This window comes from Novosphingobium decolorationis (genome assembly GCF_018417475.1).
GTDB lineage: Bacteria > Pseudomonadota > Alphaproteobacteria > Sphingomonadales > Sphingomonadaceae > Novosphingobium > Novosphingobium decolorationis.
In genome coordinates this window covers 785,425-797,724 of the sequence record NZ_CP054856.1, presented here as the reverse complement: position 1 = coordinate 797,724, position 12,300 = coordinate 785,425, and the positions used below count along the sequence as shown (strand labels likewise).

Genomic DNA, 12,300 nt, shown 5'->3' with positions numbered 1-12,300 from the left:
CTTTCACGATTCGGATGGGGCGCGGCTCTGCGGCTCTGTCCTGCCGGGATCAGCTCTCGCTGGCGTTGGCGTGGATGCGGTCCATGAATGCGCACATCTGTTCCAGTTCGCCGTCGCTGAAACCCTTGAAGAGCTGGGCCTCGTTCTCGGTCGCGGCCTCGCCCAGAGCGGCGAGTACCGGGGCGGCTGCCTCGGTCACGTAGACGACACGCGCGCGCCGATCGTCCTCCTTGGCGCGGCGCTCCAGCAGGCCTTCCTGGCACAGCTTGTCGATCAGCCGTCCGGCGGAGGCTTCGGACATGTCGAGATATTCGGAGATGCAGCGTTGGGTCGAGCCGGGGTAGCGTGCGACAATCGCGATCATCGTCCATTGCGAGCGGGTGGCCTGGAGTGAAGCGGCCTTCCGGTCGAAGGAATTGCGCAGCAACCGGGCGAGGACGGAAAGGCGGATGCCGACCTGCCGCTGCAGCGAATCTGTCTCTGTAAACAGCGATTTCATGGTCTTGCCGGTGCTGGCATCCGGCGCATTCGTGCTCACGTCTCGTTCCTCGTAGTCGCGCATCGCCCGCGCAGGTCACAGGGGACGTGCCCCGTGGTGAAAGGCGGCACGCATGGTGCATCGCCGCCCATCGCGTGTCGCGCACGCGGGGTCAAGTGGACGCGCGCTGCGCCGATTGCATGGGCGGGTGCCTAGTTTGCGGCCTCGTCGGGGCGAGGCTGGCTCACCCACTCGCCGCCGAGTACGCGGTAGAGCGTGATGCGGTTGACCGCGCGGGCAAGTCGCATGCCCACTTCGGCCTGCCGCGCGGCATAGAGGCTGCGCTGGGCATCGAGGTTCTCCAGCGAACTGGCCATGCCCTGCCGGTAGGTCGCCTCGACGAGGCGCGCGTTGTCGGCGGAGACTTCGGTGAAGTTGGTGGCCGCATCCAGCCGCTCGGCGATGGTCCCCTGGTCGGCGAGCGCGTCGGCGGTCTCGCGAAAGGCGGTCTGGATCGCACCTTCGTAGGTCGCCAGCGCGGCGTCGCGCTGGGCCTTGGCAACGCCGACATTGGCGCTGCGGCCGCCCGCGTTGAAGATCGACCATTCGCCGTTGCCGCCATAGCTGGTGGAGCGCGACGCCTCGTCGAAGAGACCGGAGAGCGACTGCGCGGCAAAGCCGGTCAGAGCCGAGAGCGAGATGGTGGGGAAGAGCTGCGCGCGTGCCACACCGATGTTGGCGTTGGCCGCACGCAACGAATATTCGGCCTCCAGCACGTCGGGGCGGCTGAGCAGGATGGTGGTATCTGCGCTGGCCGGGACTTCGGCAAGCGCGGCGTTGACGCGGGTGATGCTGCTCGGAAGCGTGCTTTCGTCAAAGTCCGCGCCGACGAGCAGGCGAAGTGCGTTGACGTCCTGGGCGAGCGCGGTCTTCTGGGCAGCGAGGTCGCTGCGCGCGGTTTCGAGCACCTGCTGCGCCTGGCGCAGTTCGCTGCGGGCCGCGATCCCGCCTTCAAGCCGTGCCTGGGTCAGGCGTACGCTTTCCCCAGCGATCCGTGCCGTGTCCTCGGCAATGCGCAGCAGTTCGCGGTCCGCGGCGTAGGTGGCCCAGCCTTGCGCGATGTCGGCAACGAGGCCCAGCTGTACGGTGCGCGCGGCCGCTTCGGTCGAAAGCGCGGTGTTGACCTGCGCGGCGGTGGCGTTCTTGAGCCGGCCGAACAGGTCGAGTTCGAAATTCGAGACGCCGCCGCGAAGGGCGTAGGACCAGCCGTTGAGGCCGAAGCCGCCGCCGGTCTCCTGGTGGGTGGCGGATGCGGTGGTGGCAAGCGCCGGGAACTGGTTGGCCCGCGTTACCTTCACTTGGGCTCGGGCCGCTGCGATATTGGCCGCCGCGACCCTGAGGTTGCGGTTGTTCTCGAGCGCCTGTGCGATCAACTCCTGCAGCGCGGGGTCCTCGAAGACCTCGGCATAGGTGAGCGGGCGGGGCTCGGCGCTCACCGTGTCACGGTAGGCTTCGCCGTCGGGCCATGTCTGAGGCACCGGGCTGTCGGGCTGGACGTACTTGGGGGCCATCGAACAGGCGCCCAGCAGGGCGGCGCTAAGAAGGGCGCTCGTGCGCCTCAGATGCGTGCGGACGATGCGCGTCGATGGCCTCATGCCGCGTCTCCTGCGTTGGAGGCCTTTTTCTCGCGACGCGTTTCGAGGCGGGCGCGGGCGGCGGCGAGGCCGTCGCGTACGCTGCGGCGCACGATCACGAAGAATAGCGGGATGAAGAAGATCGCAAGAATCGTCGCGGTCAACATGCCGCCTACGACCGAGGTGCCGATGGCGATGCGGCTGTTGGCGCCCGCACCCGAGGCGGTCGCGAGTGGAATCACGCCGAAGATGAAGGCGAAGCTCGTCATCAGGATCGGGCGCAGGCGGATGCGCGCGGCCTCGACCGCGGCCTCGATCACGCGCATGCCCTGACGCTCGGCGTGTTCGGCAAATTCGATCATCAGGATGGCGTTCTTCGCGGCGAGGCCCATCGTGGTGAGCAGGCCGATCTGCAGGTAGACGTCGTTCTCGAGCCCGCGCAGCGTAACCGCAAGGATCGCGCCCAGAAGGCCCAGCGGAATGATCAGGATCACCGCAATCGGGATCGACCAGCTTTCATAGAGCGCGGCAAGGCACAGGAACACGACCAGCAGCGAGAGCGCATAGAGCAGCGGCGCTTGCCCCGAGGAGAGGCGCTCCTGATAGGAGGAGCCCGCCCAGGCGACCGAAATGCCCTGGAACTGGTGCGAGAGCTCCTCCATCACGTCCATCGCCGTACCCGAGCTGACCCCGTCGGCGGGCGTGCCCGAGAATTCGTAGGCCATCAGGCCGTTGAAGCGTGAGGTGGAACTGGGCGCGGTCGACCAGCTGGTTTTCGCAAAGGCGGAGAAGGGCACCATCTGGTTGTCCGAGCCACGCACGAACCACTTGTAGAGGTCTTCCGGGCGCGAGCGCGAATCCGCCTCGCCCTGCACGTAGACGCGCTTCACGCGACCCTTGTCGATGAAGTCGTTGACGTAAGTACCACCCCAGGCGGTCTGCAGCGTCGAGTTCACGTTGGCGGGCGTCAGGCCATAGGCCGTGAGCGCGGCAATGTTGTTGTCGACCTTGAGCGTGGACACCTCGGGAAGGTCGGAGAGGCGCACGCTGGAGAGACGCTCGTCGGCCTGGGCGGCAGCGAGCAGCTGGTCGCGGACTTCCTGGAACTTCTCGCGAGTCAGGCCCGACTGGTTCTGCAGCTCCATGGTGAAGCCCGAGGACTGACCGAGGCCGCGGATCGCACCCGGCACGAGGACGAAGACCTGGGCATTGCGCAACTTGGCAAAGGCCTGGTTGGCGCGCGCGACAATCGCGGTCGCGGCCTGGTCGGGGCGCGTGCGCTCGGACCAGTCGCGCAGGCGGATGAAGCTGGAGCCGGCGTTCTGGCCCGATCCGCCCGGACCGCCGCCCGAGATGGCGAACAGGCCGGTGATGTTTTCGGCTTCTTCCTTGAGGAAGTACTGCTCGACGATATGCTGGATGTCCTGGGTTTCCGAGAGCGGCGTGCCCGAGGGCAGGCGCCACTGGACCATGATGTCGCCCTGGTCCTCGTTCGGGAGGAAGCCGGTAGGCAGGCGCTGGAACAGGAAGAAGGTGCCTGCACAGATGAGGGCGAAAAGTGTGAGCCAGCGCCACTTGTGGGCGACCACGGTCTCGACCTGACGCGCGTAGGCATCGCTCATCCTGTCAAACGAGCGGTTGAACCAGGTGTGGAACTTCTCCCAGGCGCGCGCGAGCCAGGGCAGATGACGTTCGGTCCAGGTCTTCTTGCGGTCAGGGGCCCGGTTCTTGCCCTTGAGAAGCTGCGCGCACAGCGCCGGGCTGAGCACGAGGGCAACAAGCACCGAGAGGACCATGGCCGCTACGATGGTGAGCGAGAACTGGCGGTAGATGACGCCGGTGGAGCCCCCGAAGAAGGCCATCGGCAAGAACACGGCCGAAAGCACGAGGCCAATCGCGATCAGTGCGACCTGGATTTCCTTCATGGATTCCAAGGTCGCATCGCGCGCGCTCATGCCCGGATTTTCCTCGAGCAGACGCTCGACGTTCTCGACCACGACGATGGCGTCATCGACGAGGAGGCCGATGGCCAGGACAAGGCCGAACAGCGTCAATGTGTTGAGCGAGAAGCCCATGAGGTAGAAGATGGCAAAGGTGCCCAGCAGCACGACCGGAACGGCAATCGCCGGGATCAGCGTCGCGCGCCAGCTCTGCAGGAACACGAACATGACGATCACGACGAGGATGATCGCCTCGAACAGGGCCTTTTCGACCTCGTCGACCGAAAGCTGGATGAACTTGGTGCTGTCGCGGCCGTATTCGAACTCGATGCCCTCGGGCATGTTCTGCGCGAGTTCCTCGACCTTGGCCTTGACCCGTTGCGCGGTGGCAAGGGCGTCGGCGCCCGGCGAGAGTGAGACGGACAGGCCTGCGCCCGGGAAACCGTTGTAGTTGGTGACGACCGAGTAGCTTTCCGCGCCCATCTCGACACGGCCAAGATCCCCCACCGTGACGGTCGAACCGTCGGGGTTGCTCTTCACCACGATGGCCCGGAACTGTTCGGCGGTCTGCAGGCGCGAGCCGGCGGTGACCGTGGCGGTGAGGGCCTGATCGTCCGGTGCGGGCAGATCGCCCACGCTGCCTGCGGCCACTTCGGTGTTCTGGGCCTGAATCGCCGAGACGACGTCGGCCGGGATCAGCGAGACGGCCGAAAGCTTGCGCGGATCGAGCCAGATGCGCATCGCGTGGGGCGCGCCAAAGACGTTGACCTCGCCCACACCCTCGACGCGTGAGAGCGGGTCCTGGATGTTGGAGGTGAGGTAGTCGGAGACGTCCTGGTTGGAGCGGTTGCCGGTCGAATCGTAGACCGAGACGACCATCAGCTGGTCCGGGTTCGACTTGGTAACGCGCACGCCCTGCGCCTGTACGGCCTGGGGCAGGCGCGAGAGCGCGGACTGGACCTTGTTCTGGACCTGGACCTGCGCGATGTCGGGATCGGTGCCCTTGGCGAAGATCGCGCTGATCGAGGCGCGGCCTCGGTTGCTCGACTGCGAGCTGAAATAGAGAAGTCCGTCGATGCCGGTCAGGTTCTGCTCGATGACCTGGGTGACGCTGTTCTCGATCGTTTCGGCCGAGGCGCCGGTGTAGGTCGCGCTGATGTTGACCTGGGTCGGCGCGATGTCAGGGTACTGTTCGTTGGGCAGGAACATGAGCGCGCCGAGCCCGGCGAGCATGACCACGATGGCAAGCACCCATGCGAAGATGGGGCGGTCGATGAAGATCCGTGACATGGGGGCTTAGCGCCCCTGCCCGGCAGGCTTGGGGCGTTCGACCGGCTGCGGCTGCGAAGCGGCCACGGCCTTGACCGGCATGCCCTGCCTGAGGCCGTTGAGGCCCTGCACGATGATCCTGTCGCCCTTCTTCAGGCCCTTGGTGACGACGAAGAACTCCTTGTAGGTGCGCCCGGCATCGAGGTTGCGGCGCACCGCCTTGCCGTCCGGCCCCGCCAGCATGACGTATCCAGTCCCGTCGAAGTCGCGCTGGACGGCGCCCTGGGGAACGAGGAAGGCACCCGGGTTGCGGGCCTGGTCGAAGATGGCGGTTGCGAACATGCCGGGCAGCAGCAGTCCTTCGGGATTGGGGAACTGCGCGCGCAAGGTGACCGTGCCGGTGTCCTGGTTGACGGTCACTTCGGAGAACTGGACCCGGCCGGGCAACCCGTAGTCGGTGCCGTCGTCGAGCTGGAGGCGCACTTCGGTGCTGCCGGGCTCCGCGCCGCCCTGGCTCAGCTGACGGCGTAGCGCGATAAGCTCGGAGGCCGACTGCTGCATGTCGACGTACATCGGGTCGGTGCGCTGGATCACCGCCATGGGATCGGCCTGGCTGTCGCTGACGAGTGCGCCGACGGTGACGAGGTTGCGTCCGATGGTGCCCGAGATCGGGGCAGGGACGGTGGAGAAGCGCAAGTTGACGCGCGCGGTCTCCAGCGCGGCGCTGGCCTGCGCGATGGCGGCCTGTGCCACGCCTGCATCGGCCTTGGCGTCGGTGTAGTCCTGCCGGGCGACAGCTTCCATCTCGGCAAGCGGCTTGAGGCGCGCGGCGCGGGCCTTGGCGGATTCGGCGGTGGCCTTCGCGCTGGCGAGGTTGGCTTCCGCTTCATGGACGGCCGCGCGGTAGAGGCTGGGGTCGATCTGGTAGAGAGGTTGCCCGGCCCGGACGGTGGAGCCTTGCGTGAAGTAGATCTTCTTGATGACGCCGGTTACCTGCGGGCGCACTTCGGAGGTCTCGTAGGCGACCGTGCGTGCGTTCAGCGATACCGGCATCGGTACCGTGCTCGGCTTGGCCTCGATGACCCCCACTTCGACTTCGCGCCCGCCCATTCCGGGCCCTGCCTCTTGCTGCGAACAGCCGGAAACCGCGACACTTGCGAGCATGAGGGCCGCAAGTGCCGGTTTGCAATGGTGGAAGGCATGCGAAAATGGGGAGTAGTACAAGCCGGTAACCTCAGTCGCGGGGAATGCGCCGTATCGAAAGAATTGTAGCGCAGTGCAAGCACTTGTGGACGCTGTGCGACAATTTGTGACGACTGAATTCGGCGTCCGAACAGAATATTCCCGCGTATCAGCCGTTTGCGGCGAAATGCCCGCTCTGGCGCGGTGAGAACTTGCGGCAGTTACCGTGTGTCGGAGAAGCCGTGCGGTGCGGAAATGCCCCGCATTCGGGAGCTTTCGGGCGGGGCTGGCCGAGCCTGGGGCCTGTGTTCTTGCGTGCCCGTGCCGAAACAGCGGAGGTCTGGAGGAGGAGGAGCCGCCTCGGGCACGGGCACGCGCGCCGCGTGCTCCCGGGAAGGGGGGCGCGACGGATTGCAGTCTCGAAGGGGCGAGGCTGCAAGCCAAGTGAAAAGCGCTTCACATGGGCGCGTTGTTCCAGCTTGCAGGAGTGTCGGTCGACATCAAGGTTGCTGAAAAGCTGAGCCTGAAATTTTGGTTGAGGAGCCGACTTACCTGCACTTGTCAGGTTTTTAGCGTTGCACCAGCTTCATGGGAAGTGGTGCCCGAGGGCGGATTCGAACCACCGACACTGCGATTTTCAGTCGCATGCTCTACCAACTGAGCTACTCGGGCATCTTCATGATCGGGGTTTTCGTTTACCGCCGATCAGCTGGTTGCGGGCCTATGAAGAAGGGATTGATTCGTTGCAAGCCCTAAATTGGCAAGTTTTTTCAATCTTCGTCCTGATCCCCGGAAAACGGGGCCAAATCGCTTGAAGAAAGATCGGGAGGGCCCGGCAGGGCATAGCCGCCATCGAGCCATTGCAGCAGGTCGCGGTCCCGGCAGCGCTTTGAACAAAAGGGAGAATGTTCCTCGGACCGGGCCTTGCGGCAGATGGGGCAGGTGCGTTTGGGAGTCGTCATGATGCGACGGCCTGCGCGAAACCACCGCCAAGGGCAAGGCCATCGTCCACGCTCCAGCGCAGTGTGCGGCCGGTGCGGCGGGCAAGTTCCTCTTCCCATTCGGGGCGTATCGCGGCGCGCACCGTGCGCGAGGCACCAAGAAGGAGGATGCCCGGCTCGCTGACCGCTTCGGCCCGGCGCAGCAGCAGACGTGCCCCGGCGCCGGCAGGATCGTTGTGCACGCGGTGCAGCAGGGAGGGGCCCTCGCAGCGGGCGACAAGTTGGACGAAGCCAAACCCGTTCATGGCCGTGGACTGGTGGGGCCAGTGGTCCAGCGCTTCGGCCAGGGCCGTATCGACGGCGCGGCGCTCGTCCTTGCGCTCGAGGGAGGGGAAGTCGATGCCGATCGCCCCGTTGAGATCGAGTTGCCCGATGCACGCGGCGATTGTCGGGACGGCGGCCATGGCCAGCGTGGCTGGGGGAAGGGCGCCGTCGATGTCGATCAGCGTCATCGCCGGAGTCGGGCTGACAAGGAGCATGCCGCCGGGAAAGGGGATCTGTCCGTCGAGCGCCTGAAGCACGAGCTCGGGCCAGGGATCGTCCGGGAAGCGGCGCACCTGCTCGAGGGCAAAGCCATCGCGTTCCAGTTCCTCGCGCGGCGTGGGCGGCGGGCAGGGCGCCTTGTCGGTCGGGCGCACCTGCATGCGCTTGACGCGGCTGCCTTCACGGATGGCGCTGCGTGTCACGACAACACGTAAGGGGGCACCCTCGCTGGCGCTTTTCTCAAGCCCGTCGATCAGAGCTTCTTCGCCCGAGGGCAGGCGCACGGTGCCGCGCCGGGAACCGGATTGGCGCGCGACGAGCCTGGCCTCGAGGATGGCGCCCGCGCGCGTCTCGCCGGGGAGGAACAGGCGCGCGGCCAGGACCTCGCCATCCTCGACAAGGACGGCGCGTGTTTCGCCGATGCCGTCCTCGATCAGCCAGCGCGGCATCGAAATGTCAGGTGAGGGGGAAGCCGGCGGCCTTCAGCAGGGCGCGGGCTTCGAACAGGGGCAGGCCGACGACAGCCGAATGGCTGCCCTGGATCCAGGCGATCAGGCCCTCGGCACGGCCCTGGATGGCGTAGCCACCGGCCTTGCCGTCCCAATCGCCGCTGGCGATGTAACCGTCGATTTCCTCGGCGGTCAGGGGTTTGAAGCGGACCACGGTCTCGCTCAGGCGCTCGTGCAGCGTGCCATCGGGATGGCGCAGGGCAATCGCGCTGAGAACGCGGTGGCGTCGGCCCGAGAGCAGCTTGAGGCAAGCGCGTGCGGTCGCCTCGTCCTCAGCCTTGGGCAGGATGCGCCGTCCGCAGGAGACCACGGTGTCGCCCGCGAGGATGTGCGCGTCGCTGTCCGGGATCGCCAGCGCCTTTTCACGCGCCATGCGGCGGGCATATACACGCGGAAGTTCGGCCTTTGCGGGCGTCTCATCGATGTCGGCGGCGCAGATCTCTGCGGGTGTCACCCCGAGCCGCGCGAGCAATTCGCGACGGCGCGGGCTGGCAGAGGCCAGGACCAGGCGCGGCGCGGGCGCCGCGTCAGCAGTCTCGGTCATGGCAGATCAACTGGGTGATCAGGACGAGTAGCCGCCGGGGCCGCCGCGTCCGGGCATGAAGCGGTAGGTGATACGGCCCTTGGTCAGGTCGTAGGGGGTCAGTTCGACCAGCACCTCGTCGCCCACCAGCACGCGGATGCGGTTCTTGCGCATCTTGCCTGCCGTGTGGCCGAGGATCTCATGGCCGTTTTCCAGTTCGACGCGGAACATGGCGTTGGGCAGCAGCTCAACGATGCGGCCGCGCATTTCGAGAAGTTCTTCTTTCGCCATTGGCGATCAATATCCAATCGTTTTGTAGGGTGTTTGCGGCGCGACATAGCCATCAACCGGCCAAAATGGAAGCCTTCACGCAACAAGAAGGCCAATCGGGACTTATTGGCCTGTCGCAGGACCCACAATTTGCGACAAAGTGATACCGCGCGAAGGCTTGTCGAAACACATCCGAAACGGCAGCAGGACGTCACAGGGAGAGGCCGAATTTCTTTACGGAGACAGTGTTTGCGACTGACCTACCTTCTGGCCCTGGCCACCAGTGTTTCGATGCCGGCACTTGCCGCCGCCCAGGACATGTCGGTCCCTCCGGGCAGCGCGGCCACGAATACGGACGACGAGGAAGAACTCGGCGGGGCGCTCGGTTCCGATGCCGTTATCGGCAACGAGATCATCGTGACGGGCCGCAGCGTGCTGCCCGGCGCTGTCGATACGCCTTACGAGCCGATCCAGACCTTCGAGGAAAGCGACATCGCGGCTTATGGCGCGTCCTCCATCGCCGAGCTGCTCGACGCGATCTCGCCCCAGACGGGAAGCGGGCGTGGGCGCGGCGGCGGGCGTCCGGTGATGCTGGTCAATGGCCTGCGCATCACCAGCTGGCGCGAGATGCGCAACATTCCGCCCGAAGCCATCCGGCAGATGCAGGTACTGCCCGAGGAAGTGGCGCTGCAATTCGGCTATTCGGCGGACCAGCGGGTGGTCAACCTGATCCTCAAGGACAATTTCGCGGCGGGAACCGGCGCGGGCGAATACAACCGCCCGACGCGCGGCGGCTATGACAATTATGAGCTGGAAACCGGCATCTTCAGCGTGTCGGGCCCGCGCCGCTATAACCTGTCGGCCAAGCTCACCGAAACCTCGATGCTGACCGAGGACGAGCGGGGCATCGCGCGCGAGCCGGGCGAGATGCCGACCGTGGCGGGCGATCCCGATCCCCGCCGCTTCCGCAGCCTTGCGGGCGACGAATCCGAACTGGAGATCAACGGCACCGTCACGCAGGGCCTCGGCGAAGGGGGCATGAACGGCCAGATCACCGGGAACCTTGCCTATACGCGCACGGTCACCAATTCGCTCTCGGGCCTCGACACGTTCACGCTGAGCGACGGCGCGGGCAATTCCGAGATCCGCACCTATGACGATCCGCTTGCGCAGCGGGTCTCGACCGATCTGTTCGAAGGCGGTCTGGGCTACAACCGGCAGATTGACGGCTGGCAGCTCAGCATCACCGGCGACGGCGCCTACACCGACACCGCGACCCAGGTGGACCGCCGCCGCGACACGAGCGGGATCGAGGCCGATGCGCTTGCCGGTGAGCTCGACATCGCGGGTGCCTTGCCCCAGCTTCCCGGTCCGGGCGTCGACTTCGCGCGCAACCGCACGCTGGCGCTGACCTCGCTGGCCACCTTGTCGGGCCGTCCGGTCAGCCTCCCGGCGGGGGATGCGAGCCTGACGCTCAAGGCCGGGTACAATTATTCGCGCACGCTGAGCGATGACACCCGCAGCGAGTTCGACACCGTGCGCCTGACGCGCGGCGATGTCTCGGCGGGCGTCAACCTGGCACTGCCGCTGACGAGCCGGAACAACTACTTCCTCGATGCCATCGGCGATCTCTCGCTGAACCTGGGCGCCGGGATCAACCACCTCTCCGACTTCGGTACGCTGACCAACTGGACTGCGGGCCTCTCCTGGTCACCGACCGAGACGCTGACGCTCCAGGCGACGTACCTGGGCGAAGAGGCCGCGCCCACGCTCTCGCAGCTGGGGGCGCCGCAGATCGTGAACTACAACGTCTCGGTCTATGATTTCACCAATTCGACAACGGCGCTGGTGACCGCGACAAGCGGGGGCAATCCGGATCTCCTCAAGGAGAAGCGGCGGGACATCAAGCTCTCGGCCAACTGGCAGCTGCCGTTCCTCGACCGTTCAAACCTGGTCCTGGAGTATTTCCGCAACCGCTCGGATAACGTCTCGCAATCGTTCCCACTGCTGACGCCCGCCATCGAGGCCGCCTTTCCGGATCGGGTGACACGCGACGAGAACGGGTCGCTCATTGCGATTGATCAGCGCCCGGTGACTTTCGACAAGGTGTCGAGTTCGAACGTGCGCTGGGGCTTCAATATCAGCGGTAGCCTGGGCGCCACCGAGCCTCCTTCGGGAGGTCCCTCGGCGCGCTCTCCCAATGCCGATGCCCCCCGCGGGCCGGGCGGTCCGGGAGGTCCCGGCGGCGGGCGCAACTTCGATCCGGCCCGCTTCGAGGCGATCAAGGCGGCGCTGTGTACAGAAGGGCAGGAGCCCGACCTTTCCGCGCTGCCCGAACCGATGCTGGCGCGTTTGCGCAAGGAAGACGGCTCGATCGACAAGGAACGCCTCGCCGCGATGCGTGAGCGGATCTGCAATTCGGACGGTCCGCCGTCGCGCACCGGAGCGGCGGCTGTGCCCGCGTCCCCCCCGCCCGCGCGCCGGGGACCTCCGGGAGGGCGTTGGAACCTCTCGCTCTACCACACCTGGCGTCTGTCCGAGGACGTGCGGATCGGTCCGAACAGCCCCGTGCTCGACCAGCTGTCGGGCGAATCGCTGGCCGCTGGCGGCACGCCGCGCCATTCGATCGAGGCCGAGGGCGGGTTCTTCCTCAATGGCAACGGCGCGCGCCTGAAGGGCGAATGGAGCGCACCCGCACACGTCAACGGGACCGGCGCGCCGGGCAGCTCGGACCTGCGCTTTGGCAGTACGTTCGAACTCGACCTGCGCATCTTCATGGACCTGGGGGGCAAGGAAAGCCTGGTTCAGAAGATGCCCTTCCTCAAGGGTTCGCGCCTCTCTTTCACGGTCGATAACATCCTTGATTCGCGCCAGAAGGTGACCAATGCCGGAGGCGAGATCCCGATTGCCTACCAGCGCGGCTACCGCGATCCGCAAGGGCGCGTCATCGGTATCGACTTCCGCAAGCTGTTCTGAGGGCAGGCTCCGCTTAACTGCGGATAGGACGCGGA

9 protein-coding genes and 1 tRNA gene are annotated in these 12,300 nt (G+C 66.1%); 1 reads left to right on the top strand and 9 read right to left on the bottom strand.

All coding sequences use genetic code 11. The features are described 5' to 3' along the window. Positions 1-49 precede the first annotated feature (49 nt). The 9 genes from HT578_RS03660 to infA all read right to left on the bottom strand — a co-directional run bounded on the left by HT578_RS03660 (position 50) and on the right by infA (position 9,310). On the bottom strand, positions 50-538 hold the full coding sequence (locus tag HT578_RS03660) for a MarR family winged helix-turn-helix transcriptional regulator (protein WP_338422162.1): 489 nt from the start codon (positions 536-538) through the stop codon (positions 50-52). Positions 539-690: 152 nt separating this feature from the next. Next, positions 691-2,133, bottom strand: a complete 1,443-nt coding sequence (locus HT578_RS03655; protein ID WP_213502202.1) for an efflux transporter outer membrane subunit — start codon at positions 2,131-2,133, stop codon at positions 691-693. Next, positions 2,130-5,342, bottom strand: a complete 3,213-nt coding sequence (locus HT578_RS03650; RefSeq protein WP_213502201.1) for a multidrug efflux RND transporter permease subunit — start codon at positions 5,340-5,342, stop codon at positions 2,130-2,132. The genes HT578_RS03655 and HT578_RS03650 overlap by 4 nt, the downstream gene beginning before the upstream one ends. A 6-nt stretch (positions 5,343-5,348) precedes the next feature. After that, positions 5,349-6,431, bottom strand: coding sequence for an efflux RND transporter periplasmic adaptor subunit (locus HT578_RS03645; protein ID WP_239026471.1), 1,083 nt, complete (start codon positions 6,429-6,431; stop codon positions 5,349-5,351). Positions 6,432-7,099: 668 nt separating this feature from the next. Beyond that, a tRNA-Phe gene (locus HT578_RS03640) sits at positions 7,100-7,175 on the bottom strand. 98 nt (positions 7,176-7,273) lie between these two features. Beyond that, positions 7,274-7,465, bottom strand: a complete 192-nt coding sequence (gene yacG / locus HT578_RS03635; protein ID WP_084592214.1) for a DNA gyrase inhibitor YacG — start codon at positions 7,463-7,465, stop codon at positions 7,274-7,276. Then, a complete protein-coding gene (locus HT578_RS03630; RefSeq protein WP_213502199.1) occupies positions 7,462-8,436 on the bottom strand; it encodes a ribonuclease in 975 nt (324 codons plus the stop codon). Before HT578_RS03630 ends, yacG begins: the two co-directional genes overlap by 4 nt. A 7-nt stretch (positions 8,437-8,443) precedes the next feature. Beyond that, the gene (locus HT578_RS03625) at positions 8,444-9,040 is read right to left on the bottom strand and encodes a Maf family protein (RefSeq protein WP_213502198.1); all 597 of its coding nucleotides are present in this window, start codon (positions 9,038-9,040) and stop codon (positions 8,444-8,446) included. A gap of 18 nt (positions 9,041-9,058) precedes the next feature. Beyond that, the gene (gene infA / locus HT578_RS03620; RefSeq protein WP_039392992.1) at positions 9,059-9,310 is read right to left on the bottom strand and encodes a translation initiation factor IF-1; all 252 of its coding nucleotides are present in this window, start codon (positions 9,308-9,310) and stop codon (positions 9,059-9,061) included. Positions 9,311-9,538: 228 nt separating this feature from the next. On the opposite strand from infA, the gene HT578_RS03615 reads away from it, so the two are divergent. Next, positions 9,539-12,265: a TonB-dependent receptor gene (locus HT578_RS03615; protein ID WP_239026470.1), complete on the top strand. Its 2,727-nt coding sequence runs from the start codon at positions 9,539-9,541 to the stop codon at positions 12,263-12,265. The last annotated feature ends 35 nt before the right edge of the window (positions 12,266-12,300 follow it).

Bases quoted from the DNA above. Each gene is read 5' to 3' on its own strand.
- infA (WP_039392992.1), bottom strand. From the start codon at position 9,310: ATGGCGAAAGAAGAACTTCTCGAAATGCGCGGCCGCATCGTTGAGCTG.
- HT578_RS03625 (WP_213502198.1), bottom strand. From the start codon at position 9,040: ATGACCGAGACTGCTGACGCGGCGCCCGCGCCGCGCCTGGTCCTGGCC.
- yacG (WP_084592214.1), bottom strand. From the start codon at position 7,465: ATGACGACTCCCAAACGCACCTGCCCCATCTGCCGCAAGGCCCGGTCC.
- HT578_RS03655 (WP_213502202.1), bottom strand. From the start codon at position 2,133: ATGAGGCCATCGACGCGCATCGTCCGCACGCATCTGAGGCGCACGAGC.
- HT578_RS03645 (WP_239026471.1), bottom strand. From the start codon at position 6,431: ATGGGCGGGCGCGAAGTCGAAGTGGGGGTCATCGAGGCCAAGCCGAGC.
- HT578_RS03650 (WP_213502201.1), bottom strand. From the start codon at position 5,342: ATGTCACGGATCTTCATCGACCGCCCCATCTTCGCATGGGTGCTTGCC.
- HT578_RS03630 (WP_213502199.1), bottom strand. From the start codon at position 8,436: ATGCCGCGCTGGCTGATCGAGGACGGCATCGGCGAAACACGCGCCGTC.